The organism is Novosphingobium sp. 18050 (assembly GCF_902706195.1).
Classification (GTDB): Bacteria; Pseudomonadota; Alphaproteobacteria; order Sphingomonadales; family Sphingomonadaceae; genus Novosphingobium.
Genome location: NZ_CACSJO010000009.1, coordinates 140,136 through 164,740 on the forward strand (window position 1 = coordinate 140,136; position 24,605 = coordinate 164,740).

Here is a 24,605-nt window from a genome sequence, read left to right on the forward strand (position 1 = left end):
ATACTAAGATGACCGAGCGGTTCGATCCGGCTCAGGCCGACACGCGCTGGCAGGCTGCGTGGGACGAAGCGCAAAGCTTCCGCGCCGACGACACGTCCTCCAAGCCGCGCAGCTACGTGCTTGAGATGTTCCCCTATCCCTCGGGGCGCATCCACATCGGCCACGTTCGCAATTACACGATGGGTGACGTGCTGGCCCGCTACAAGCGGATGCGCGGCTTCGAGGTTCTCCACCCGATGGGCTGGGACGCCTTCGGTATGCCGGCTGAGAACGCCGCCATGGAAAAGGGCGTGCACCCCGGCGGCTGGACGCGCGAGAACATCGCGAACATGAAGGCCCAGCTCAAGCGGCTGGGCTTCGCGCTCGACTGGAGCCGCGAACTGGCGACCTGCGAGCCGGAATACTACGGCCACGAACAGGCGCTGTTCCTCGACCTTTACGCCCACGATCTGGTCTACCGCAAGGAATCGGCGGTCAACTGGGATCCGGTCGACCATACCGTGCTTGCTAACGAGCAGGTTATCGACGGACGCGGCTGGCGTTCCGGCGCGCTGGTCGAGAAGCGCAAGCTCTCCCAGTGGTTCCTCAAGATCACCGACTTCGCCGACGAACTGCTCGAAGGTCTCTCCAGCCTCGACAAGTGGCCCGAGAAGGTCCGCACGATGCAGGAAAACTGGATCGGCAAATCGCAGGGCCTGCAATTCAGCTTCGCGCTGTCGACCGGCGGCAGCGTGGAAGTCTACTCGACCCGCCCCGACACGATCTTCGGTGCCAGCTTCGTGGCCGTCGCCGCCGACCACCCGATCGCGCAGGCCGCCGCCATTGGCCGCCCCGAGGTCGATGACTTCATCGCCCTGTGCAAGCAGGGCGGCACCACCGCTGCCGAGCTGGAAACGGCGGAGAAGCTGGGCTTCGACACCGGGATCACCGCGAAGCACCCGTTCACGGGCGCTGATCTGCCGGTCTACATCGCCAACTTCGTGCTGATGGATTACGGCACCGGCGCGGTCATGGCCGTTCCCGGGCACGACCAGCGCGACTTCGAATTCGCCACCAAGTACGACCTGCCGATCCTGCGCGTGGTCGCCGCCAGCGCCGCCGACGCCGACAAGCCGTTCGACGGCGAGTCGGAGGCCGGAGACGGCATTCTGGTAAACTCGGGCTTCCTTGACGGCATGAGCGTAGCCGATGCCAAGGCCGCCGTGATCGCCCGCGCCGAAAGCGAAAGCTGGGGCGAGGGCAAGACCGTATGGCGCCTGCGCGACTGGGGCGTTTCGCGCCAGCGCTACTGGGGCACACCGATCCCCTTCATCCACTGCGAGGTCTGCGGTGTGGTGCCGGTGCCTAAGAAGCACCTGCCCGTAACTCTGCCCGATGACGTCGATTTCCAGACGCCCGGCAACCCGCTGGTACGCCATCCGACCTGGAAGCATGTCGACTGCCCGCAGTGCGGCGCGCCCGCGCGGCGTGAAACCGATACGCTCGACACTTTCGTCGACAGTTCGTGGTACTTCCTGCGCTTCGCCAGCCAGCCCGGCGACCGTCCGTTCGACCCGGTCAAGATCGCCGAGTGGCTGCCGGTGGAACAGTACATCGGCGGCATCGAGCATGCGATCCTGCACTTGCTCTACGCCCGCTTCTGGACCCGCGCGCTAGCCCGGATCGGCAAGATCGAGGTGAAGGAGCCGTTCGGCAGCTTGTTCACGCAAGGGATGGTCACGCACGAAACGTACTTCCGCATCAACGACGCCAACGGCCAGCCGGTGTACTTCACGCCCGGCGAGGTCGAGCGCAGGTCCGATGGCGCGTCGCTCAAGGCAGACGGCGCTCCGATCGAAGTAGGCCGCGTGATCAAGATGTCGAAGTCGAAGAAGAACGTGGTCGATCCCGACGAGATCGTCGCGACTTACGGTGCCGACGCGATCCGCTGGTTCATGCTTTCCGACAGCCCGCCAGAGCGCGATCTGCCGTGGTCCGAAGCCGGCATCGAGGGCTGCGGCCGCTTCGTACAGCGTCTGTGGCGCCTGTTCGGCCAGTTCGACGCTGCGGCGACGGGTGAGGACAAGGCGCTCGATCGCAAGGCCCACCAGACCGTCGATGCCGCCGCGCGCGACATCGAATCGCTGGGCTTCAACAAGACCGTGGCCCGTATTTACGAACTGACCGGCGCGATCGAAAAGGCGCCGCCTTCAGCAAGCCGTTCGACCGCGATCCGCACGCTGCTGCTGCTGGTCGCACCGATGATGCCGCACCTTGCCGAAGAGGCTTGGGCCGGTATCGGAGAGGGCCTGATCGCCGACGCACTTTGGCCCGAAGTCGACCCGGCCCTGCTGGTCGACGACGAAGTGACCGTCGCCATTCAGGTGAAGGGCAAGCTGCGCGATACCGTGACCGTTCCCAAGGGTATGCCCAAGGAAGAGCTGGAGGCGCTTGCCCTCGCCAGCGAGAAGGTGCAGCGTGCCCTCGATGGAGCTGAAGTGCGCAAGGTAATCGTCGTGCCCGACCGCCTGGTCAATATCGTCGCGTGAGGGTTCTCGCGGTTCTTGCTGGCGCCATGCTGCTTGCCGGGTGCGGGCTGCAGCCGATGTATGCGGGCGGCGGCAATGCCGCCGTCGCGCAGGGGCTTGCCGGTGTGCAGGTCTCGGCGATCGAGGGGCGGGCCGGCTGGCTGGTCCGCAATGCCCTGGTCGACGAACTGGGCATGGCTGGCAAGGCCGCGCCCAAGTACCGTCTGGACATCCGCCTCGACGACAAGCTGGAAAGCTTCGCGCTGCTCTCGGACGATACCGTTGGCCGTGAACGCCGGACCTTGCGCGCACGGTACCAGCTGGTCGACGTGGCCAGCGGCGAAATCGTTCTCGACGCCACTGCCGGTTCGGATGCGGGTATCGACGTGGTTTCGTCCGACTATGCGACGATCGCGGCCGAACAGACCGCGCTTGAAAACATGGCCAAGGACGTTGCGAACCGCATCGTCACCAATGTCGCGCTGCGCCTGCGCGGCGATACGAATCAGTAAGGACCCGTGAAGGCCAGCCAGAAGGAGTTTGCAGGGTTAGCTGCCCGTGCCGCCCGCGAGGCCCGCGTGTTCTTCTTCTGCGGCCCTGACGAATCGAGCGCGTTCGACGCCGCCACCCGCATTGTCTCGCTGCTGGATGATCCTGGCGAGCGGGTTGAGATGGCAGGCGCGGACTTGCGCCGTGATCCAGTCCGGTTGGGGGATGAGGCGCGGTCGACCTCCCTTTTCGGCGGCAACCGCCACATCTGGGTACGTGCTGCCGGCGACGAGGCGCATGATGCCGTCCAGACCCTGCTGGAAAACGACGTGGAGGGCTGCCCGGTTCTGATCGTCGCGACCGGGGCTACCGACAAGTCGCGCACCGCCAAGCTCCTTGCGACCCGCCCTGACGGTCTGGTCGCGATGTTCTATCCGCCGGACCTCGGTTCGGTGACGGCATCGGTGCGCACCATGGCCAATGCCGCCGGGCTTAAGCTGGGTAGCGAGATCGCGGAGCGGATCGCGCGCGGGGCAGGCCTTGATACGCGCATCGCCCGCTCGGAAGTGACCAAGCTGGCGCTCTATATCGATGCATCGCCGGAAACGCCGCGCCCTGTGACGATGGCGGATCTCGACGCGGTTGGCGCCTCGACGGAGGACGATGGTTTCGCCACGCTCGTCGACGCTGTTCTGGGCGGACGCCGCGACGCGGTCGGACCGGAACTGCGGCGCATGCGCGAGCAGGAAATGAACCCGGTTGGTCTGCTGCTGGCGTTCGAGCGGCGCGCGGCGCAACTCGCCGGGCTGAACGCGCGGCTGGGCGATGGGCGGGACGTTGCCGGGTTCCTGAAGGTCGAAGCCGGCGCACGGCGCGTCTTCTGGAAAGACCAGCCTGCTCTGACGGTGCAATTGCAACTTTGGCGCGGTCAAAGGCTGGAGCGGTTGGTTGCGCGACTCATCGCATTGCACCAGGCTCTTCTTGCAAATAGTCACAATGCGGAAATTCTGTTGGCTGACGGTTTATTGACAATTGCCCGTTCGGCCCGTCCGAATACCAGATAGCGGACAATTATAACGGTCTGACGTATTTCTCTTTTCCAGTTGCCTGCAATGTTCCTACGGGCTTATACGTATTGCGCCGCAGCATGGCTCCATGTCGCGAGTGCCGATGAGTTTGTGTGAGGAAAAATCGGCGTGAGTTCGCGAGCAGGAGGGCTGGGCCGATGAATGCGCCATTTGCCGCGGAACCGCTCCTAAAGGAGCAGTCGCACTTTGATGACCTGCTGGTCGCGCCCTCGCGTGAGCGACGGCGGTTGCAGTGTTATCTCGCATTAGTGGTTGCAGATGTCTTCGCAATATTCCTTGGCTTTGCTGCGACCGGCTATCTGCTTGCCGGCGGGTTAGGGCTTGGCGAAGGCCTTGTTCACGCACAGCTGATCCTGCCGATCTACCTTACTCTCGCGCTCTACAACGGCTCCTATTCCACGACCACGTTGCAGGAAGGCTGGACCGGAATTTTTCGGGCGATGGTGGCGATCATGATCGCCGTCGTGGTGGTTGTCTTCGTGCAGTTCCTGATCCGCCCGGACTCCGACGTTTCCCGTATAGGCTTCAACGGCGGCGCGATCTGCGCGATGCTGGTGATTTCCTGGGGACGTCTGCAACTGCGTAGTTTCGTGCGCTGGCGCTGCGGCGAAAGCGTGATGAACGAGTTGATCATCGACGATGGCGGTCCGCAGGTGAACCTGCGCGGTGCGATTCGCGTATCGGCCGCCGCGATGGGCCTGCGTCCCAACCTCAACGATCCGCACGCGCTGGACCGTATCGGCCTTATCCTGCGCAACATCGACCGTGTCGTCGTTAGCTGCCCTTCGGGGCGCCGCGTCGAGTGGGCGATGATGCTCAAGGGCGCCAATGTCGACGGCGAAGTGCTTGACGACGAAGTCGCCCGCCTCGGTGCGCAGGGCGCCCGTGTGGTCGGCAAGCATGGCTTACTGCTGGTTTCGGCTGGTCCGCTTGGCCTGCGCGAGCGCGCGATCAAGCGCATGTTCGACGTCGCCTTCGCAGGCGGCGCTGTCCTGGCCCTGTCGCCGCTGCTGATCGCGGTGGCTCTGGCGGTGAAGCTGCAGGATGGCGGTCCGGTGTTCTTCACCCAGCGCCGCATGGGCCGGGGCAACCGCTTCTTCAACATGTACAAGTTCCGCTCGATGACCCAGTCGCTGGGCGATGCGACCGGCAGCGTCTCGGCCTCGAAAGACGACAAGCGCATAACCCGCGTCGGTCGCTTCATCCGCAAGACCAGCATCGACGAGCTGCCGCAGTTGTTCAACGTGCTGCTCGGCGACATGAGCCTGGTCGGCCCGCGCCCGCACGCGACGGGCTCGCTTGCGGGCGACAAGCTGTTCTGGGAAATCGACCTTCGCTACTGGCAGCGTCACTCGCTCAAGCCGGGGCTTTCCGGGCTGGCCCAGGTCCGCGGTTTCCGCGGCGCTACCGACCACGAATCGGATCTCGTCAACCGCCTCCAGGCCGACCTCGAGTACCTGGAGGGTTGGACAATCATGCGCGACATCCAGATCATCCTGCTAACCATGCGCGTGCTGGTCCACGACCGAGCGTTTTGATCGTTCTCGGCAATGCGCCGATAGAACTCTTTGATCGTCAGGTCTTTCCCTTGTAATTCCAGCCGCGTGTCACGTTGGATCGCTGGAAATAATGCGTTTCGCCGCCCAACATCGGTAAGCTTTGGATTCCAGCGCCGAGATTGATGGTATTGGGGTAGCTGCCGCCACTATTGCTAAGGGTCACGGTGTTCGATCCAGGATTCATCTGGATGAAGAAATCCTCGCCCGGAGACAGGTCCGAGGCAAGGTTGTTCAGGATGATCCCCTCGGCATTCGCGGACAGGTACACTCCGCGCGCCGACCTCATTAGTAGCTGAGTGCTGCCCGCACTGACGGTTCGAGTGGGGATGACGTTCGCTTCTGCGCCCAACCCGCCCCATGTCGGTCCAGACATGTAGACAGACCCGGCCCCGTCAGTGGTCACCGACTTAGTCGTGACCCCCAGAAAACGATTGCCAGGGCCGAAGACGACCCGCGCATCACCGGTTACTGAAAGTGCCGTTCCGCTGCTCACTACATTTGCAGCATCGCCGAATCTGCATCCGTGAATGCGGGCGATCGCGCTGCTGCCGACCCGGATGGCATTGCCGAGGTCTTCGAAGCGGCAAGTGTCGATGTCGATGTTTTCACAGCGGTCGATCACCATCCCTACGGTTGCCTGTTGGCACACACCGTTGATAAATTTTATCATGTCGGGGGCGTTGTCGCCAAGTGCGGCAGAAGTGCCGCCAAACTCGCGTCCAAGGTAGACGTTGATACCTTGATCGCTCGCCCCTGCCACATATGTTCCGCTGCCGTTACCGTCGAACCGGCATGTATTGAAGGTGAATGCTTCGCACTGTCCGGACATATAGAGCGCGTACCCACTTTCCTTGCGCGGACGTTCGACCTGGATCTTGCTTAGCGTTACCCATTGGTGTGGGCGGATGAAATTATCATGACCGCCGCGAAATGCTATCGAATCGCCGTCAAATCCGCGAATTTCAATATTTTCGAAATTGCAGGTCCACATTCCGCCATTTCCGCCAGCGTCCATTTGTGAAGTGAAGGACCAGCACGGCTGCCCTGCATTCTGCGCGCCAAGACCCTGAAAGTCGACGTCGCGAAGAGCGAAGCCCTGTACCTGGCCCATGGGAAGTTTAAACATCGGGTTTGCCGAACCCGCTTTTGCCTTGAAAAGCGATTGCGCGCGACCCATCCCCCTGATCTGAACTCGGTTGGCGAGCGCAAGGCCATCCGCCACGCAGGTGCCCGAAGGAAACATGATCGGCTTTTTGAGCATTGATGCGGCATTGATCGCATCCTGCCAGGCAGCGGTGTCGTCACTTATGCCATTCCCGGTAGCGCCGAATTGTTCTGGAAAAAGGTATTTTTCCAGAATGTCCTTCACGAAGATCGATACGGAGCCGGTCGCGGTCGGGGTGTGTTTCTGGGCGGGGGGGAGTGTATCAGCAATCGTCCCGCCCCCCTCCACACCGACAAGCGCGGCACCCTTGCCGGTGCTTGCAGAGGCGAGATCGCGTCGCTGAGTCATAGTCATGCCGCGTGCGGTGAAATCGTTGGCCATGATTGCCTCCAAAAATGTGGAGAGAGAATGAACGCGGCCTGCCAGCAGGGCAGGAGCAGCGTGCTTGCTACTGCGCGAACCGATAACGCAGCGAGCCTGCGGTCATGACGATGGAGAGGTAGAGCGCGGCGCCGTTCTCGTACTCTTCCCAGATCGGCTCGCAGGCGTTGGCTTGGTAGATTCCCCAGGCTTGGCCGCCTACCGTCAGGGGATAGCGAGTGGCACCTACGTCGGTTGAACGCTGGACGGTGACGGTGCCTTGCCAGTTACCCGCCAAAGTGATGTAGACCGGCCTTCCTGGTGCCGGTACGAACGGGCCTACAGAGCCGTTGACGGAAGCGGTTCCTTCAAGGCTCTGGGCCACAGCTGGCGTGACGGTTTGAACGGGAAGCGGCCGCGCACCATCGACGAGGGACAGCATACCGCTTTGAGCATCGGCGAACCCAATTGCAAACGCCGGAGCATATCCGCCGGGCAAGGAAATAGGGTTGTTGGACATGGGGGCTCCTCATTGGGTGAGACCCGAATCCAGATACGCACGTCGGTGCGTGTAGGAAAATGCCTTTTAGTTAACTTGCTTTAATCGGGGGCGTGCCCCGGTTTCAGTTGCCGTTCTGCTTGGGTACGCTGAAAGTGCCCGAAACGCGGCCGCGCTGGCCGCCGGAGGCGGAAGAGACGCCGCTCTTGAGGTCGACGACCAGACGGCCGCCGCGCAGGGTGTCGCCGTTGCCGCGCTTGATCGTGGCATTGCCGGTCATCGTGATGATCTTCTGGTTGAAGTCGTAGATGCCTACGTCGCCCGTCGCCACTTCGTCGGCGCGGGTGACGACGACGCCGCCCGATGCGGTAATGCGTTGGATCTGCATCGAGCCGGCGTTGGTAAAGTTTACCACCGTGCGCGCGGCGCGCAGGCGCAGTTCGGCCTGCTTCACGTCGACGTTGCCGGTCAGGACTACGCGGTTCTGCTTGTCCTGAAGCTCGATACGGTCGGCGGCATAGTCCACCGGAGCGTCGGAGTTATGGCCCGAAAGGACCTGGGCGTCGATTTGGGGCGATGCGCCAAGGGCAGCCAGCCCCAGTACCGGCACGGCCAGCGCTACGCGGAAGAGCTTTTTGCGGGCGGGGGTCATTGGGGAATCCTCAGCTTGCCGGGCGTCATGCGCAGCCGGGCACTGCCTTCAAGGGTCACGGTGCGGCTTTCAAGGTCAGCCCTCATCGAATCGGAGCGGAACGTGCCGGTGGGCACCGTCCCGTCCACCCCGCCTGAACCGACGGCGACCTTGCTCTTCACGTCGATGTCGACCCTGCTGGTGGTCATCTTGTAGCCGTCAGGCGCGGCGAAGTTCACCGGGCCGGCCACCGCGATCTTGTCGGTGTCGTAGTTGTAGGCGCCTTTCGGCGCGACGATTTCAGCCGGGCCGTCGTTAAGGCTGAGCAGGGCCCTGAGCTTCTGCATCTGGACCACCGGAATGGCGGCGGCGCGCTGCACGGCAGTACCGGCAGTGACCACGAAGCCGCGATTCTTGTCGTCCTTGCCGCGATAGGCGGCGTCATTCACCACGAGGCGCTCGTTAGTGATGGCCACCTTGTTGCGATCCAGCAGGAAGCTGATTTCGCCGCGCGGAGAGAGCGGCACCAGGATCATTACCGCTGCCACCAGACCGATCCCTGCGGGGAGCGCCTTGGCGAGGAAGCCGACAAGTCGATCATGCGAGCCACCGGGCGCGGCAAAGTGCCGACGGCGGTTGCGGATCTCTACGGCTTCTACGGACATGTCTGGTTACGCAACTCTCTTGGAGCGATCAGGCTGCTTCGTGGCTGAAGATGTCGTGGTCGGGCCAGCCTGCCAGGTCGAGCCGGGCGCGGGCGGGCAGGAAATCGAAACAGGCCTGAGCGATCTCTGTGCGGTTTTCGCGGGCGAGACGCGTCACCAGGATGGTGTGCATGGCGTGCAGGTAACGCACGTCCGATGCGGCATAGTCCTTCTGCGCGTCGGTCAGTTCCGGGGCGCCCCAGTCGCTCGACTGCTGCTGCTTGGACACTTCCTTGCCGAGCAGTTCGCGCACGAGGTCCTTGAGGCCGTGGCGATCCGTGTACGTACGCACCAGCTTGCTGGCGATCTTGGTGCAGAACACCGGCGCGGCGGTGACCCCCATGTAGTGTTCCACGGCAGCCAGATCGAAGCGCGCGAAATGATAAAGCTTGAGGCGCGCCGGATCGGCCAGAACGGCCTTCAGGTTGGGCGCATCGTAAGCGCTGCCGGGAGCGAAACGGACGAGGTGTTCGTCCCCCTTGCCATCCGAAATCTGCACAAGGCAGAGCCGGTCGCGAGGGGTGATGAGACCCATCGTTTCGGTGTCGACAGCGACGGGCCCCGGCGCGAGCACGCCTTCGGGGAGATCTTCTTCGTGGAGATAGACAGCCATATGCCGGAAATGCTTAGGGACTGGGCCGGTGTTTCGCAATGGCCGCAAGCCCTGCCATGCGCCGGTGCGCAGGTTTTTCGGGAGGGTGAGGGCATCATGGCAACACAGCACCTGAGCGCGCCGCCCGGCTGGACCGCGGCGCTTGGTCCCGCACTGGCCACGCCAGAGGCGCGCGGCCTCGGTGATTGGCTCGCTGCCGAAGAGGCGGTCGGCAAGCAGATCTTTCCGACGCGCGCCAATCGGCTGCGCGCTTTCGAGCTGACGCCGCTGGACGAAGTGCGCGTGGTGATCCTGGGACAGGACCCTTACCACAGGGCCGGGCAGGCCCATGGGCTTTCGTTTTCGGTGCCAGAAGGCGTGCGGGTGCCGCCTTCGCTCGCGAACATCTACAAGGAATTGGCCACCGACTGCGGCGTCGCTGCGCCGGGGCACGGGAATCTGGAGCATTGGGCGCGCCAAGGCGTACTGCTGCTCAACAATGCCCTTACCGTCGAGGAGGGGCGGGCCGGATCGCATCAGAACCGGGGCTGGGAAGCGATCACCGATGCGGCCGTCGCTGCCGTTGCCGCCAAGACGGAGCCTTGCGTCTTCATGCTATGGGGCAACCACGCGAAGAAGAAGGCGATGCGCATGGCTGGGCTGGCGGAAAGCCACCACCTCGTGCTGATGGCCCCGCATCCGAGCCCGCTTTCGGCTTATACCGGCTTTTTCGGTTGCAGGCATTTCAGCCGCGCGAACGAGTTCCTCAGCAAGAACGGACGCGGGACGATCGACTGGTGACGGTCAGGCCGCAGGGCCGGTGAGCGCTGCGTCCATCTGGTAGTGACTCATCGCGCCGCCAATCGACATGTCGCCGAAGCATGCGCGGAATTTGCCGAAGGCTTCGAGCGTGCGGGCGGCTTGATGGGCTTCCATCGATGTCCACACGACGTTGAAGGTGAATTTCGAGGGGTTTTCGACGCCGCGCCCGAAACTGGCCGTGACCACACCGTCGCAGGCGGCAAGGTGGGCGACGCCGGTTTCGCGCATGGCGGCGGCGAACTGATCTTCCGCGCCCGGGCGCACTTCGATTTCGGCGATTTCCAGCAGCATTCCTGATCTCCCTCTCGCAGGTAGTGAACCGGCGGCGAAGGGGATGGTCAAGTTGCGGGGCCAAGTGATCGCCTCGGCGGGTGGGGCATTTGACGGGTTCAGGCTGTGGCTCAACAAACAAAAAGGGGCGCACCTCGCGGCGCGCCCCTTTCTTGTTCGATCTGGCTGAAGTTCAGCGCGGCAGCAGGCTGGCGCCCATCAGCACTTCGTCGACCGAGCGGGCGCACTGGCGGCCCTCGCGGATCGCCCAGACGACCAGCGACTGGCCGCGGCGCATGTCGCCGCAGGCGAAGATCTGCTCATCGCTGGTCTGGTACTTGAGCATGTTGGCCTTGACGTTGCCGCGCGGGTCCAGCTCGACGCCCGACTGGTCGATCATGCCGGTCTTGCGCGGGCCGGTGAAGCCCATGGCGAGGAAGATCAGGTCCGCCTGCAGCGTGAACTCGCTGCCGGGCACTTCGGTCATCTTGCCGCCAGCCCACTCGACGCGGACGCATTCCAGGCCGGTGACGTCGTTGCTGCCGACCACGCGCTTGGTCAGGATCGACCAGTCGCGCTCCGCGCCTTCTTCGTGGCTGGAGGACGTCCGCAGCTTGAGCGGCCAGAACGGCCACGACATTGCCTTGTCTTCCATGACCGGCGGCTTGGGCATGATTTCCAGCTGGGTGACCGAAGCCGCGCCCTGGCGATTGGAGGTGCCCACGCAGTCCGACCCGGTATCACCGCCGCCGATGACGATGATGTGCTTGCCGGTGGCGGAGATGGTGCCGCGCGGGGCTGCGCGCAGTTCGTCGTCGCCGGCGTTGCGCTTGTTCTGCTGGGTCAGGAATTCCATCGCCGGACGCACGCCCGGCAGTTCTGCGCCGGGGATGTCCAGACGGCGGGCTTCCTCGGCGCCGCCGGCGAATACCACGGCGTCGAAGTTCTCCTTCAGCGAGGCGACCGACACGGTCACGCCCACTTCAGTGGAGGTCTTGAACACCACGCCTTCGGCTTCCATCTGCGCCGCACGGCGGTTGATGAGGTGCTTCTCCATCTTGAAGTCGGGGATGCCGTAGCGCATCAGCCCCCCGACCCGGTCGTTCTTCTCGAACACCGTGACGGAGTGGCCGGCGCGCGCCAATTGCTGGGCGCAGGCGAGGCCCGCCGGGCCCGAACCCACGACCGCGACCGACTTGCCGGTGCGCCTGGCCGGAACCTGCGGCGTGATCCAGCCTTCGGCCCATCCCTTGTCGACGATCGCGCATTCGATCGACTTGATGGTCACCGGCTCGTCGATGATGTTGAGCGTGCAGGCCGCCTCGCACGGAGCGGGGCAGATGCGGCCGGTGAATTCCGGGAAGTTGTTGGTCGAGTGGAGGACTTCCAGCGCGTTGCGGAAGTCGTCCTCGTAGACCAGGTGGTTCCAGTCCGGGATGATGTTGTTGACCGGGCAGCCGGTATGGCAGTGCGGCACGCCGCAGTTCATGCAGCGCGACGCCTGGTCCTTGAGCGCCTGCGGCTTAAGCGGGATGACGAACTCGTTGTAGTTCTTCAGTCGTGCGTCAACCGGACCGTACTTGCGGTCGTGGCGGTCAAGCTCGAGAAAGCCGGTTTCCTTACCCATCGTATGCGTATCCCAATTATTCTGCTGCGACCGAGGCGGCTTCGAGGCGTTCAGCCTCAAGCAGCCTGAGTGCCTTCGCGTAGTCGCGCGGCATCACCTTGACGAACTTGCCCAGTGCGTTGCTCCAATCGTCGAGCAAGGCGCGGGCGCGTTTCGAGCCGGTGTGCAGGTGGTGGCGTTCGAGCAGGATGCGCAGGCGCTCCGCATCGTGGCGCAGCGGATCGCCCATGCCCAGGTCGTTGACCGAGACGGTGCGCTGCTGCGGGCGGCCGGTGCCCTCATCTTCGTCGGCGTCGGCCGAGATCGGAAGCAGGTCGACCATCGAGCCGTTGACCAGTTGTTCGAACTGGCCATCCTCGTCGTAGACGTAGGCGATGCCGCCAGACATGCCTGCCGCGAAGTTGCGGCCGGTCTTGCCCAGAACGGTGACGACGCCGCCGGTCATGTACTCGCAGCCATGATCGCCGCAGCCTTCGACCACGGTGATCGCGCCCGAGTTGCGGACCGCGAAACGCTCACCGCCGACGCCGTTGAAGAACGCCTCACCGGAAATCGCGCCGTAAAGCACGGTGTTGCCAACGATGATGTTCTTGAGCGGATCACGGTCGACGTGGCCGGGCTGGCGCACGATCACGCGGCCACCCGAAAGGCCCTTGCCGACATAGTCGTTGGCATCGCCGGTCAGGTCGAGCGTGACGCCGTGGGAAAGCCAGGCGGCGAAGCTCTGGCCGGCGACGCCGGTGAGCTTCACGTTGATCGTGTTGTCGGGCAGGCCGGCATGGCCGTACCGCTTGGCGACTTCGCCCGAAAGCATCGCGCCGACCGTGCGGTTGACGTTGATGATGGACTTTTCGATGCGCACGGCGGCGCGGTTTTCCAGAGCGTCGGTGGCCGCTTCGATCAGCTGGTTGTCGAGCGCGTGCTCAAGCCCGTGATCCTGCGTCTGCGACCAGTTGAGCGACGGACCGTCACCCAGCGGCGCCTGGTAGAGCAGCTTCGACAGGTCGACGCCCTTGGCCTTCCAGTGCGTGACCGCCTTCTTCATGTCGAGCATGTCCACGCGGCCGACCATCTCGGGGATGGTGCGGAAGCCTAGCTCGGCCATGATCGCGCGCAGTTCTTCGGCGACGAAGAAGAAGTAGTTGATCACATGCTCGGGCTGGCCGGTGAAGCGGCCGCGCAGGATCGGATCCTGCGTCGCCACACCCACCGGGCAGGTGTTGAGGTGGCACTTGCGCATCATGATGCAGCCCGCCGCGATCAGCGGAGCAGTGGCGAAGCCGAACTCGTCCGCGCCCAGAAGCGCGGCCACGGCAACGTCGCGGCCGGTGCGCAGGCCGCCATCGGCCTGCACGACCACGCGGCTGCGCAGGTTGTTGAGCAGCAGTGTCTGCTGGGTTTCGGCAAGGCCGATTTCCCAGGGGCTACCCGCGTGGGTCAGCGAGGTCAGCGGCGAAGCGCCGGTGCCGCCTTCATAACCCGAGATCGTGATGTGATCGGCGCGCGCCTTGGAGACGCCCGCCGCAACCGTGCCCACGCCGACTTCGGACACCAGCTTCACCGAGACGCGCGAAGTCGGGTTCACGTTCTTGAGATCGTGAATGAGCTGCGCGATGTCTTCGATCGAGTAGATGTCATGGTGCGGCGGCGGCGAGATCAGGCCGACGCCCGGCGTCGAGTGACGGGTGGCGCCGATGGTCTTGTTGACCTTGTCACCCGGCAGCTGGCCGCCTTCGCCGGGCTTGGCGCCCTGGGCCATCTTGATCTGGATGTCGTCGGCGTTGACCAGATACTCGGTGGTGACGCCGAAGCGGCCCGAGGCAACCTGCTTGATCGACGAGCGCATGGTGTCGCCGTTGGCCATCGGCTTGAAGCGGCTGGGATCTTCGCCACCTTCGCCGGTGTTCGATTTGCCGCCGATGCGGTTCATCGCCACGGCCAGCGTGGTGTGCGCTTCCCAGCTGATCGAGCCGTAGCTCATCGCGCCGGTGGCGAAGCGCTTGACGATCTCGGCGGCCGGTTCGACCTCATCGATGTCGATCGCCTGGCCGGCCTTGAATTCCATCAGGCCCCGGATCGTGAGCATGCGCTCCGACTGGTCGTTGATGGTCTGCGCGAACTGGCGGTACTTTTCGGGCACGTTGCCGCGCACGGCGTGCTGGAGCAGGCCGATGTTCTCGCTCGTCCAGGCGTGTTCCTCGCCGCGCACGCGCGCGCCGTAGATGCCGCCCACGTCGAGCATCGACTTGTAGATCGGATCGTCGCCGTAGGCTGCCGAGTGGCGGCGCACGGTCTCTTCCGCGATCTCGGCCAGACCGGCACCTTCGATGGTGGTGGCGGTGCCGTTGAAGTACTTGTCGACGAAGGCGGTGGAGAGGCCAACCGCGTCGAAGATCTGCGCCCCGCAGTAAGACTGGTAGGTCGAAATGCCCATCTTGGACATGACCTTGCGGATGCCCTTGCCCACGGCATAGACGTAGTTCTTCGCCGCCTGCTCGGCCGTTACCGGCAGGTTCTTGCGCACGCGGATCGATTCGATCGTTTCAAGCGCGAGATAGGGGTTGATCGCTTCGGCGCCGTAGCCGGCCAGAGCGCAGAAGTGGTGCACTTCGCGCGCTTCGCCGGTTTCCACGACAAGACCGGTCTGCATGCGCAGGCCCTGACGGACGAGGTGGTGGTGCACCGCCGCCGTCGCCAGCAGCGCCGGCATCGGTACGCGGTCCGGGCCCTGCGCACGGTCGGACAGGACAAGGATGTTCTTGTCCGCCAGCACGGCTTCGGTCGCGGCCCAGCACATTTCCTTGATCGCCTGCTCAAGGCCGGCGGCCCCGCTCTTGGCGTCCCAGGTCATGTCGATCGTGCCGGTGCGGAAAGCGCCGTCGAGCGCGGCCTCCACGGAACGGATCTTGGCAAGGCCAAGGTCGGTCAGGATCGGCTGGCTGGCTTCCAGACGCTTGTGCGTGCCGGCATCGTGACCCAGCAGGTTCGGGCGCGGGCCGATCATGGTGACAAGGCTCATCACCAGTTCCTCGCGGATCGGGTCGATCGGCGGGTTGGTGACCTGTGCGAAGTTCTGCTTGAAGTAATCGTACAGCAGGCGCGACTTCGACGACAGCACCGGAATCGGCGTATCGGTGCCCATGGAGCCGAGCGGATCGTCGGCGTTGACGGCCATCGGTTCGAGGAAACGGGTGACGTCTTCCTGCGTGTAGCCGAAGGCCTGCTGGCGATCGAGCAGCGTGCCGGTGGCCTTGGGCAGTTCGGCCAGTTCCGGCTCGATCACGTCGAGGTCGGCCAGCTTGTACTGCGCCTGGTCGAGCCACTTTTCATAAGGCTCGGCCTCGGCCAGCTTGGTCTTGATCTCCTCGTCCTCGATGATGCGACCTTCCTCGAAGTCGATCAGCAGCATGCGGCCGGGCTGGAGACGCCACTTGCGCACGATGTTGTCTTCCTTGATCGGAAGAACGCCGCTTTCGGAGGCCATTACGCAGATATCGTCGTCGGTGACGAGGAAGCGCGCCGGGCGCAGGCCGTTGCGGTCGAGGGTGGCACCGATCTGGCGGCCGTCGGTGAAGGCGACGGCGGCGGGGCCGTCCCACGGCTCCATCAGGGCGGCGTGGTATTCGTAGAACGCGCGGCGTTCTGCGGTCATCAGCGGGTTGCCCGACCATGCCTCTGGGATGAGGATCATCATCGCGTGGGCAAGGCTGTAGCCGCCGGCGAGCAGCAGTTCGAAAGCGTTGTCGAGGCAGGCGGTGTCAGACTGGCCGTGCGGGATCAGCGGCCACATCTTGTCGAGATCGGCGCCGAGCAGCTCGCTTTCCATGGTGCGGCGGCGTGCGTTCATCCAGTTCACGTTGCCGCGAACCGTGTTGATCTCGCCGTTGTGCGCCATGAAGCGGAACGGGTGGGCCAGCTTCCAGCTGGGGAAGGTGTTGGTGCTGAAGCGCTGGTGCACAAGGCCCAGCGCCGAGACGAACTCGGGGTTGCGCAGGTCGTCGTAGAAAGAGCCGACCTGGGTCGCCAGCAGCAGGCCCTTGTAGACGATCGTACGGCTGGAGAAGCTGGGCATGTACAGCTCGGTCAGGCCGGGCATGTCGTGCTTGACGGCCAGCGCCTTGAGCGGGTTCTGGGTCTGCTTGCGGATCGCGAGGATCTTGCGCTCGAACGCGTCCTGGTCGGCGCAGTTTTCACCGCGTGCAACGAAGCACTGGCGGATCACCGGCATCGATTCGAGCACGGTCTTGCCGAGGCCGTCGAGCGTGACGGGGACGTCGCGCCAGCCGATCAGGGTCTGGCCTTCCTTTTTGATGAACTTCTCAAAGGCGGCGGTGATGAAATCGTGCGCGGCCTTGTCCTGCGGCAGGAAGCACATGGCGACGGCATAGTCGCCGGCCTGCGGCAGTTCGAGACCTTCGCCGGCCGCCCAGCTGCGAAACAGCTGGTCGGGAAGCTGGGTCAGGATACCGGCGCCGTCACCGAGCAGAGGGTCTGCGCCCACCGCACCGCGGTGGTCGATGTTTTTCAGAATCTCCAGGGCCTGGGTAATGATCGCGTGGTTTTTCTGGCCTTTGATATGGGCGACGAAGCCCACACCGCATGCATCGTGTTCGTTACGCGCGTCATAGAGGCCCTGGGGCTTAGGAAATCCCATCGATATAAACCCATCCTGTCACATTTTTTCAAATGGGGTCACCGCGCTTGCCCGCAGTCGCGCACGAATCGTGCGACGACCTCACGTAGTCTCACGCGGCACATGACCCCACCGTCCCCATGACGATTGAAGGACGGTTTTGCAACTGCGAACGCATCGCTTGCGCAGGATTGCATGCCTGATCGGCAGAATTCACGGCATTTTATTATGCAAACAACCCCGCCCGGGCTCTGCTTCAAAGGGCCTGAGCGGGGTTGGGGTAGGATGACGCCGGTTGAGAGCGGGCCGGTCGAGCGGGCCCGCAGGTTGGATCAGGCCGCGCCGCTCATGCGCTGAAGCGTGGCGAGGGCGGCGCGCAGGGCCTGCTCGGTGGCTTCCTGGTCGGGACGGGCACCGGGGCTGTCGAACAGGCGTTCCGCGGGCGCGGCATCGTTTATCGGGGCAGGGGCCAGCGTGGGGCGCGAGAAGGGTACGGCTTCGCGAGCTTCCTGGCCGAGCAGGTCATGGACCGTGCCGCGTTCTTCGGTTTCTTCCTCGAATGTCTCGATTTCGGCGAACTGGCGCCGCGGGGCGGCGGCGTGGCGCGACAGGTTGAGGAGCGAGGAATAGCCCTGCTGCAGCACGACTTCCTCGTCGCTCTCTCCTTCCTCTTCCGCCGTGAACGGGCTGGCGGGGAAGGATGCGGGGGCGAATGAGGCCTCCACATCGTGCTGGCCATCCTGTTCGAAGCGGTTGTCGAAATGGGTGTCGAGAGGGGTCAGACCGATATGGCGCGGCGGGATGTAGCTGGGCAGGGCTTCGTCCGCGCCATAGTCCTCGGCATAGTCCTCGAAGGTGACGGGGCGCAGCGCGGCGGGAATCGACTGATACGGGTCGAACCCGGCATCGAATGCCTCGGCGGACGGGGCATCCGGCACCGGCGCGATTGGCGTGTCGATGGTTTCCTCGAAAGCCGCTTCGCTCTCGATCACCGGCGGGTCGAACGAGGCGACATCGGCGAACGGTTCGGGGGCGAGGTTTTCGAACGCCGGCGGCGTGAACTCGTCCGAAGCGGCGTCGGCAGGGGGCACTTCGCGCAAGGGTGCGAATTCGACAGCAATGGGCGCGGCGGCGATTTCGGCAGCGCGACGTATCTGCTGGCGGCGGCCGGCCATGGCGAGGGCGAGGCGCTCGAGCAGTTCGACATGCGACAGAGTGTCGAGGTTGGCCTCGGCGATTCGGGCGGATGCCTGCTGCTCGGGCGAAACTGCGACTGCCTGCGCAGGGTTCGCTTCTTCGAACGTCTCTTCGGACTCGAAGGCCTCTTCAGCGAGGGACGTTTCGGCGAAGATCGGTGAGAAGGCCTGCGGCGCGGCAATGTTTACCTCGAACGCTGCGGGCGCATCCTCGATTCCGGACGCGATCGTCGGCGCATCGAAGGCGTTTTCCGTCCAGGTGCCGATTTCGGTCACATTTTCCGGCTCGCCAGACCTGGTCTCGTCAGCTTCGGCCTCGGCGGAGAAGGGGGCGACCAGCGGGGCCTCTTCCTTGCCCCAGGCGCCCGAATGCAGGCGCGGCAGCAGCTTGAAACCGGGCTCGGCGCTGGCAGGATCTGCGGTGATGCTGGAGACTTCGCGTGAGTAGGCTTCGAACAGGCGGTTGGTCACCGGTGCGAAGGGATGGCCGCTGGGCAGTCCGACGTCGGTCGTCTCGATGGCGCCCTCGATATCGTCGGCCTCGCGGTTGAGCTGAGCCTGGAACCCTTGCTGGAAGATCTGCGCGTCCGCTGGGATGAAGGGCGCGAAGTTGGCGCGGTCGTCCTGCTCGGGTTCGTGCCATGCCGATTCGGCATCCAGCCAGGCGGGCAGGTCGGCGCCGTCGTCCGCGACTTCGAGGCTCGGCGCGCGCGGAGTAGCCCGGAAAGCGGGGTCGGCGGACGCGTCGTGATCGAACCCGTCGAGGTCGAATTCGGCGACGTTCAGGATTTGCGCGTCCAGTATCGGGGTATCGCGGCCGGGGATCGGTGCGCGGTCCTCGTAAGTGCTGACGTCGTCCTCGGTGTTGAGCGCCAGCGCGCGGCGGCGGCCGGGGATGCGGCCCGGGCGGACGGCTTCCGCCAGCTGTGTTTCGACCGGGGTGGCTTCAGCCGGGGCGGCCTCGGCCATCTCGACGGCGGCGTCTGCCGGGGTGGCTTCAGCGGCTTCGGAGCCGTGCGAAGCCAGCTGCTGCGCCGGGCGGGTGCGTTCGTGTGCAGCCTTGGGGCGGGCGATCCGGCGGGCGATGACAGCGCCGATCGCAGCGCCGAGACCGGTGGCTGCGAGGGCCAGCAGGATGCGCGTGGTGGTGCCGAGTGGCGGCGCCGCCATCGGGATCACCTTGTGGATGCCGGTGGCCAGCACCAGACCCTCTATCGCTGCGGGGCTGACCATGATGCTGCCAAGGCCCAGCAGGGCCCCGCACCAGAGTGCCACGATCGCCGGGAACAGCGGGTGACGGCTGATCGGCTCTGCGCCTGCGTTCCTGCGTTTTTGCTCGCCCACTGATCTTACCTCGTGATGTCTTTTTCGATGGACCCGCTCGCTAGTGCCGTCGCTTTCGTCAGGCGGCGGCTTCGAGCCCACTTTGAGCGGACTGTGGTGCCAGCATTTGGTAAACGAGAGGATAACGACGGGCATTGTAGGCCCAATCGTGGCGGGTTTCGACATGTTCTCGGCCCGCGCGGCGGTAGGCGTCCCAATCGCTGCGCTCTTCCAGCAGCCGCGCCAGCGAATCGGCGCAGGCTTTCGGATCGTCCGGGGTGAAGAGTACACCGGTCTTGCCGTCGGTCACCAGTTCACGGTGGCCGCCTACGTCGCTTGCCGCCACCAACTTGCCCTGAGCCATCGCCTCGAGCGGCTTTAGCGGGGTCACAAGGTCGGTCAGCCGGCTTCGTTTGCGTGGGTAGGCCATGACGTCGCACAGCGCATAGTAGCGGTCCACCTCATGATGGGGCACCCGGCCGACGAAGCGAATCGCCGCCGCCGCCGGAGACGCCGCCGCCTGCGCGCGCAGGTCCTCTTCGCGCGGACCGCCGCCGACCAGCAGCAGCCGGGCATCGGGCTGACGGGCGACGAGATGGGGCATCGCCTCGATCAGGTCGTCGAGCCCCTCGTAATCGTAGAAGCTGCCAATGAAGCCAATCACCGGGCAGGGACCGTTCGGGCCGTCGAAGCCCAGTTCGCGGGCAAGCTGAGGGTCGCGCGGCAGGGGGCTGCCGAACAGTTCGAGGTCCACCCCGTTGGGCATGACGGTGATCTTGCTTTCCGGCGTGCCGCGCAGCGCGAGATCACGGCGCAGGCCCTCGCAGATCGTCACCACCGCATCGGCGCTGCGCACCACATGGCTTTCGAGCATCCGGGTCAGGCGGTATTTCAGCGAACCTTCGCTGCCGGTGCCGTTTCCGACCGCCGCATCTTCCCAGAAGGCGCGAATCTCGTAGACCAGTGGAATTCCGTATTTCCGCGCCACGCGCAGGGCCGCCTGACCGCACAGGACCGGGGAGTGGGCGTGGATCACGTCCGGGCGCCATTCCTTCACGACGCGCTCTATCGCCCGCGCGAAAAGAGCGATCTCGCGCCATTCCAGAAGGCCGGGCAGGCCAGAGGCGCTGCCGCCGGTGCGGTGAAAGAGGAGACCGTCATGCTCATCGACTGCGCCTTCGTCGGCGGCTTCCACTTTGTTGTAGCGCGGGCCGGTGACGCTGCGCACCTCAAGCCCCAGTGCCTGCTGGGCTCTGAGGATCGCGCGGGTGCGGAAGGTATAGCCGCTGTGGATCGGCAGCGAATGGTCGAGTACATGGAGAATGCGGGTCATGGCGTAATTCCTAGCTTGCGAACGCTTAACGCGCCGTCAACTCGAGTTTGCTATCGCACCGCCCAGATGGTCGACATCCTTGCCCTTGCCCTGTCTCATGGATTGCTGCTGCTTGCCGCCTGGCGGCTGGTATGGCGGCCGGATCTCGATGTCGAAGTGCGGGGGGAAACGCAAGGCGAGGCGCCCGAGCCGACCGGGCGCACTCCGATTCGCGGGGCCCCCCGGGTCATGCGCACTGGACGGCCTGCCGATAGCGAATCGGCTGGCGGGGAATCGGGGGGCCGCGATGCTTAACCTCGGCCTGACCGCGTTTTTCGGCGCCATGATCCTGCTCGGCTTCAAGCGGCCGTTCCTGTGGGTGCTGTGTTACCTCTACGTCGATATCGTTGCGCCGCAGCTCATCTCGTGGGGTTTCCTCACGCAGATGCCGACATCGCTGATCGCTTTTGCGGCGGCATTCCTCGGCTGGCTGATCTTCGACGACAAACGCGATTCGCGGTTTACCTGGCGGCAGGGCCTGCTGGCCGCGCTGCTGGTCTATTGCGGCATAAGCACCCTCACCGCCGATTATCCGGTGGAGGCGCTGACCAAGTGGTCGTGGGTGTGGAAGGCGCTGGTCTTCGCGATGTTCCTGCCGCTGACCCTGCGCACACGCCTGCGAATCGAGGCGGTGGCGCTTGCCATGGTGCTCTCGGCCAGCGCGCTGATCATCGACGGCGGGCTGAAGACCGCGATGGGCGGCGGCGGCTATGGCTCGCTCATCATCTTCATCGAGAACAACACCGGGCTTTACGAAGGCTCGATCATCTCCTGCGTGGCCATTGCCATCATCCCGATCGCGATCTGGCTGGCGAAATACGGCACGATCTTCCCGGCCGACTGGCGGGTCTGGACCTTCACCATCGCGTTGATCTTCGCCTGTTCGCTGATCCCGGTGGGGACGCAGGCGCGTACCGGCCTTGTCTGTCTGGGCATCCTTTGCGTCCTTTACCTCAGGACCTCGAAGCATCGGTTCGTCATCATGGCCGGCATGACGCTGGCGCCGATGCTGGCGGTTCCGTTTCTCCCCGCATCCTACCTCGCCCGCATGAACACGATCGAAAATCACCAGTCCGATCAGTCGGCGGGGACGCGAATCGGCGTGTGGAAGTGGACCATGGGCTACGCCAAGGACCATCCGCTGGGCGGCGGCTTTGAAGTCTACATGTCGAGCAAGGTCGAATACGACACCGTCTCCAGCCAGACGAGCGGCAGCAACGTGACGATTTCGCGCACCCGCGTGGTCGAGGAAGGCCGGGCCTTCCACTCAAGCTACTTCGAGATGCTGGGCGAACAGGGCTTCCCCGGGCTCGCGCTGTGGCTGACGCTGCAGATATCGGGCCTCGTCCAGATGGAGATGATCCGCCGCCGCTGGAAGGACCGCACCGACCCGGACGAAGCCTGGGCCGCTCCGCTCGCCGTCGCGCTGCAACTGGCCCAGGTGGTCTACCTGATCGGCTCGCTGTTCGTGGGTATCGCCTTCCAGCCTTTCATCCTGATGCTGATCGGGCTTCAGTGCGGGCTGTGGAGCTACCTTAAGCGGATATCGGGGCCGGAACGTGCCCAGCGCCCGGGCGCCCGCAAGATGCAGGTACGGGTTCCCGCTGCGGGATAGGACTCGGCTCGCCTCAAAACGTTTGCGCTTTATTCCCTGCCATCCTTAACATTAACCAGCATCGGCCGTTATCGTCTGCAATGGCGCGGTTCGCGCGGCATGACGCAGTTTCGTTCCGTACAAAGGCTTAAGGGACAATCCTGCGTTTACGGCAAATTAACCTTTAATGATCATTGGTCATATGGTTAATACACGGCAATGTCCTTAAAGGTCGCGAGAGCGCCGGGACATCGGGGCAAGAAGGACACTGACCCATGCGAGTGCTGCTGATCGAGGATGAACCGACCACGGCCCGGGCTATCGAGCTCATGCTGACGGCGGAGGGTTTCAATGTCTACTCGACCGATCTTGGCGAAGAAGGTCTCGATCTGGGCAAGCTGTATGACTACGATATCATTCTGCTCGACCTGAACCTGCCCGACATGCACGGCTATGACGTGCTCAAGAAACTGCGTGTCGCCAAGGTGCAGACGCCGGTCCTGATCCTGTCGGGCATCTCGGAAATGGACAGCAAGGTGCGCTCGTTCGGCTTCGGCGCGGACGACTACGTGACCAAGCCATTCCACCGCGAAGAACTGATTGCCCGCATCCACGCCGTGGTCCGCCGTTCGAAGGGCCACTCGCAGTCGGTTATCCGTACCGGCAAGCTGGTCACCAACCTCGACGCCAAGACGGTCGAAGTCGATGGCGCCCGCGTGCACCTGACCGGCAAGGAATACGCGATGCTGGAACTGCTCAGCTTGCGCAAGGGCACCACGCTGACCAAGGAAATGTTCCTCAACCACCTTTACGGCGGCATGGACGAACCCGAACTGAAGATCATCGACGTCTTCATCTGCAAGCTGCGCAAGAAGCTGGCCCACGCCTGCGGCGGCGCCAATTACATCGAGACGGTATGGGGCCGCGGCTACGTGCTGCGTGATCCCGACGAGGCTGCCGAAGCGGCCTGACCGATACGAAACTACCCTGCACCCCTTGCAGGAAACGGCGGCCTGCCCTCACGAGGGGCGGGCCGTTTCTCTTTGTGTCAGAGCAATAGCGCCGCGATTGAAAGCAGGGCAGCCGTCACCACTGCGTTGAGCGCCATGCCCAGGCTGGCGAGCGCCCCCGCGGTAGCATCGACCTGAAACGCCCGCGCTGCGCCTATGCCATGTGCTGCCACGCCAATGGCGAATCCCCGTGCGCGGTAGTCCCGCAGTCCCAGCGCATTGAGCAGCGGCGTTGCAATCATCGCGCCGACCACGCCTGCGAACAGCACGATCACCGCCGCCAAGGCCGGAATACCGCCCAGATGTCCGGCAACCGCCATGGCTACCGGCGTCGTCGTCGCGCGCGGAGCGATCGAGGCGAGGATTTCGCGCGGCGCCCCGAATAGTGCGAGGATGCCCACCGCGCTCACGATCGAAGTCACTGCTCCTGCCAGAAGCGCCAGAGAAATCGGCACGGCAAGGCGTCGGATGCGCACCCGCTCCGCCCAGATCGGCACCGCAAGACCAACGACCGCCGGACCGAGCAGGAAGCTCAACGGCATCGTTGCGGCCTTGTACGCCGTATAGGGTGTGCCCGTTGCCAGCAGCACGCCGATCAGCACCGGTGTGGACCACAGCACCGGATGGCACAGCGGATGACGGCCGCTGCGCTTCGAGGCGGTGTCGAAAAACTCGAACACCCCCAAAGTCACGGTCAGCCAGAACAGGGGCGCGGCCAGTAGCGCGGCGTCATTCATGCACTGTCCTCGGTCACGAAACGGGCCAGCGCCCAGCGAAACACCAGCGCGGTGACCACCAGCGTCAGCACGGTCGAAACGATGGTCGCTGCCACCAGCCCGATGCCATAGGCGGAAAGCGCCGCGCCTTCATCAATCAGCCCAACCGCCGCCGGCACGAACATGACGGCAAGATGTGCGGTGAGCCAGCCAGCCACGGCAACCAGTCCCGGGCGTTCAAGCGGGACGAGCGCCAGCCAGCCGACGAGCAGCACCATCCCGATCACCGACCCTGGCAGGGCAAGCCCGGTCAGTCTGTGAATCGCTTCACCGGCAAGTTGGCAGGCAAGAAGCAGGAAGATCGCACGCAGCATTCCTGCGGTTAAGCAGGGCATCGCCTGCGCTGGCAATCGGCAATTTGGTCAAACGGAGTTGCGCCGCGCAACTT

19 protein-coding genes are annotated in these 24,605 nt (G+C 64.3%); 7 read left to right on the forward strand and 12 right to left on the reverse strand.

The genetic code is table 11. The features are described 5' to 3' along the window. Positions 1-8 precede the first annotated feature (8 nt). The 4 genes from leuS to GVL61_RS11415 all read left to right on the forward strand — a co-directional run bounded on the left by leuS (position 9) and on the right by GVL61_RS11415 (position 5,622). Entirely contained in the window at positions 9-2,528 is a 2,520-nt protein-coding gene (gene leuS / locus GVL61_RS11400; protein WP_159980018.1) for a leucine--tRNA ligase, read from the forward strand. Further along, complete coding sequence (lptE, locus tag GVL61_RS11405) at positions 2,525-3,019, forward strand: LPS assembly lipoprotein LptE (protein WP_235037641.1); 495 nt, start codon at positions 2,525-2,527, stop codon at positions 3,017-3,019. The genes leuS and lptE overlap by 4 nt, the downstream gene beginning before the upstream one ends. Positions 3,020-3,025: 6 nt before the next feature. Beyond that, positions 3,026-4,060, forward strand: coding sequence for a DNA polymerase III subunit delta (gene holA, locus GVL61_RS11410; RefSeq protein WP_159980020.1), 1,035 nt, complete (start codon positions 3,026-3,028; stop codon positions 4,058-4,060). Between the two features lie 161 nt (positions 4,061-4,221). After that, positions 4,222-5,622: a sugar transferase gene (locus GVL61_RS11415; protein ID WP_159980022.1), complete on the forward strand. Its 1,401-nt coding sequence runs from the start codon at positions 4,222-4,224 to the stop codon at positions 5,620-5,622. Between the two features lie 37 nt (positions 5,623-5,659). On the opposite strand, the gene GVL61_RS11420 is transcribed toward GVL61_RS11415, so the two are convergent. The 5 genes from GVL61_RS11420 to GVL61_RS11440 all read right to left on the reverse strand — a co-directional run bounded on the left by GVL61_RS11420 (position 5,660) and on the right by GVL61_RS11440 (position 9,615). Continuing rightward, positions 5,660-7,189 (reverse strand): glycosyl hydrolase family 28-related protein, encoded by a 1,530-nt coding sequence (locus GVL61_RS11420; RefSeq protein WP_159980024.1) that lies wholly within the window; start codon positions 7,187-7,189, stop codon positions 5,660-5,662. 67 nt (positions 7,190-7,256) lie between these two features. Then, entirely contained in the window at positions 7,257-7,688 is a 432-nt protein-coding gene (locus GVL61_RS11425; protein WP_159980026.1) for a hypothetical protein, read from the reverse strand. Positions 7,689-7,791: 103 nt separating this feature from the next. After that, on the reverse strand, positions 7,792-8,319 hold the full coding sequence (locus GVL61_RS11430) for an LptA/OstA family protein (protein WP_159980028.1): 528 nt from the start codon (positions 8,317-8,319) through the stop codon (positions 7,792-7,794). After that, positions 8,316-8,963 (reverse strand): LPS export ABC transporter periplasmic protein LptC, encoded by a 648-nt coding sequence (gene lptC / locus GVL61_RS11435; RefSeq protein ID WP_159980030.1) that lies wholly within the window; start codon positions 8,961-8,963, stop codon positions 8,316-8,318. Before lptC ends, GVL61_RS11430 begins: the two co-directional genes overlap by 4 nt. Positions 8,964-8,991: 28 nt before the next feature. After that, positions 8,992-9,615 (reverse strand): ribonuclease D, encoded by a 624-nt coding sequence (locus tag GVL61_RS11440; RefSeq protein ID WP_059152782.1) that lies wholly within the window; start codon positions 9,613-9,615, stop codon positions 8,992-8,994. 96 nt (positions 9,616-9,711) lie between these two features. On the opposite strand from GVL61_RS11440, the gene ung reads away from it, so the two are divergent. Further along, positions 9,712-10,395: a uracil-DNA glycosylase gene (ung, locus tag GVL61_RS11445; RefSeq protein ID WP_159980032.1), complete on the forward strand. Its 684-nt coding sequence runs from the start codon at positions 9,712-9,714 to the stop codon at positions 10,393-10,395. Between the two features lie 3 nt (positions 10,396-10,398). Here the strand turns inward: ung and GVL61_RS11450 are convergent, their stop codons facing one another. The 5 genes from GVL61_RS11450 to GVL61_RS11470 form a co-directional block, all read right to left on the reverse strand. Continuing rightward, positions 10,399-10,707, reverse strand: a complete 309-nt coding sequence (locus GVL61_RS11450; RefSeq protein WP_159980034.1) for a putative quinol monooxygenase — start codon at positions 10,705-10,707, stop codon at positions 10,399-10,401. A 172-nt stretch (positions 10,708-10,879) separates the two neighbouring features. Beyond that, entirely contained in the window at positions 10,880-12,313 is a 1,434-nt protein-coding gene (locus tag GVL61_RS11455; protein WP_159980036.1) for a glutamate synthase subunit beta, read from the reverse strand. Between the two features lie 16 nt (positions 12,314-12,329). Beyond that, on the reverse strand, positions 12,330-16,967 hold the full coding sequence (gene gltB / locus GVL61_RS11460) for a glutamate synthase large subunit (protein WP_159980038.1): 4,638 nt from the start codon (positions 16,965-16,967) through the stop codon (positions 12,330-12,332). 311 nt (positions 16,968-17,278) lie between these two features. Then, positions 17,279-19,486 carry a hypothetical protein gene (locus tag GVL61_RS11465; RefSeq protein WP_159980040.1) on the reverse strand — a complete coding sequence of 736 codons (2,208 nt, stop codon included), beginning with the start codon at positions 19,484-19,486 and terminating at the stop codon, positions 17,279-17,281. 58 nt (positions 19,487-19,544) lie between these two features. Beyond that, a complete protein-coding gene (locus GVL61_RS11470) occupies positions 19,545-20,798 on the reverse strand; it encodes a TIGR04063 family PEP-CTERM/XrtA system glycosyltransferase (RefSeq protein WP_159980042.1) in 1,254 nt (417 codons plus the stop codon). A gap of 286 nt (positions 20,799-21,084) precedes the next feature. On the opposite strand from GVL61_RS11470, the gene GVL61_RS11480 reads away from it, so the two are divergent. Together GVL61_RS11480 and ctrA are read left to right on the forward strand one after the other, a co-directional pair. After that, on the forward strand, positions 21,085-22,452 hold the full coding sequence (locus GVL61_RS11480) for a putative O-glycosylation ligase, exosortase A system-associated (RefSeq protein WP_159980046.1): 1,368 nt from the start codon (positions 21,085-21,087) through the stop codon (positions 22,450-22,452). Positions 22,453-22,706: 254 nt separating this feature from the next. Continuing rightward, positions 22,707-23,402 carry a response regulator transcription factor CtrA gene (gene ctrA / locus GVL61_RS11485; protein ID WP_008832472.1) on the forward strand — a complete coding sequence of 232 codons (696 nt, stop codon included), beginning with the start codon at positions 22,707-22,709 and terminating at the stop codon, positions 23,400-23,402. A gap of 77 nt (positions 23,403-23,479) precedes the next feature. Here ctrA and GVL61_RS11490 read toward each other — a convergent pair whose 3' ends face one another. Together GVL61_RS11490 and GVL61_RS11495 are read right to left on the reverse strand one after the other, a co-directional pair. Next, the gene (locus GVL61_RS11490; RefSeq protein WP_159980048.1) at positions 23,480-24,178 is read right to left on the reverse strand and encodes an LrgB family protein; all 699 of its coding nucleotides are present in this window, start codon (positions 24,176-24,178) and stop codon (positions 23,480-23,482) included. Then, positions 24,175-24,531, reverse strand: a complete 357-nt coding sequence (locus tag GVL61_RS11495) for a CidA/LrgA family protein (RefSeq protein WP_159980104.1) — start codon at positions 24,529-24,531, stop codon at positions 24,175-24,177. Before GVL61_RS11495 ends, GVL61_RS11490 begins: the two co-directional genes overlap by 4 nt. Between the last annotated feature and the right edge of the window lie 74 nt (positions 24,532-24,605).

What these genes read in the sequence shown, in the direction of transcription:
- leuS (WP_159980018.1), top strand. Translation starts at nt 9, where the DNA reads ATGACCGAGCGGTTCGATCCGGCTCAGGCCGACACGCGCTGGCAGGCT.
- GVL61_RS11415 (WP_159980022.1), top strand. Translation starts at nt 4,222, where the DNA reads ATGAATGCGCCATTTGCCGCGGAACCGCTCCTAAAGGAGCAGTCGCAC.
- GVL61_RS11420 (WP_159980024.1), bottom strand. Translation starts at nt 7,189, where the DNA reads ATGGCCAACGATTTCACCGCACGCGGCATGACTATGACTCAGCGACGC.
- GVL61_RS11425 (WP_159980026.1), bottom strand. Translation starts at nt 7,688, where the DNA reads ATGTCCAACAACCCTATTTCCTTGCCCGGCGGATATGCTCCGGCGTTT.
- GVL61_RS11430 (WP_159980028.1), bottom strand. Translation starts at nt 8,319, where the DNA reads ATGACCCCCGCCCGCAAAAAGCTCTTCCGCGTAGCGCTGGCCGTGCCG.
- lptC (WP_159980030.1), bottom strand. Translation starts at nt 8,963, where the DNA reads ATGTCCGTAGAAGCCGTAGAGATCCGCAACCGCCGTCGGCACTTTGCC.
- GVL61_RS11440 (WP_059152782.1), bottom strand. Translation starts at nt 9,615, where the DNA reads ATGGCTGTCTATCTCCACGAAGAAGATCTCCCCGAAGGCGTGCTCGCG.
- ung (WP_159980032.1), top strand. Translation starts at nt 9,712, where the DNA reads ATGGCAACACAGCACCTGAGCGCGCCGCCCGGCTGGACCGCGGCGCTT.
- GVL61_RS11450 (WP_159980034.1), bottom strand. Translation starts at nt 10,707, where the DNA reads ATGCTGCTGGAAATCGCCGAAATCGAAGTGCGCCCGGGCGCGGAAGAT.
- GVL61_RS11455 (WP_159980036.1), bottom strand. Translation starts at nt 12,313, where the DNA reads ATGGGTAAGGAAACCGGCTTTCTCGAGCTTGACCGCCACGACCGCAAG.
- gltB (WP_159980038.1), bottom strand. Translation starts at nt 16,967, where the DNA reads ATGGGATTTCCTAAGCCCCAGGGCCTCTATGACGCGCGTAACGAACAC.
- GVL61_RS11470 (WP_159980042.1), bottom strand. Translation starts at nt 20,798, where the DNA reads ATGACCCGCATTCTCCATGTACTCGACCATTCGCTGCCGATCCACAGC.
- GVL61_RS11480 (WP_159980046.1), top strand. Translation starts at nt 21,085, where the DNA reads ATGCTTAACCTCGGCCTGACCGCGTTTTTCGGCGCCATGATCCTGCTC.
- ctrA (WP_008832472.1), top strand. Translation starts at nt 22,707, where the DNA reads ATGCGAGTGCTGCTGATCGAGGATGAACCGACCACGGCCCGGGCTATC.
- GVL61_RS11490 (WP_159980048.1), bottom strand. Translation starts at nt 24,178, where the DNA reads ATGAATGACGCCGCGCTACTGGCCGCGCCCCTGTTCTGGCTGACCGTG.
- GVL61_RS11495 (WP_159980104.1), bottom strand. Translation starts at nt 24,531, where the DNA reads ATGCTGCGTGCGATCTTCCTGCTTCTTGCCTGCCAACTTGCCGGTGAA.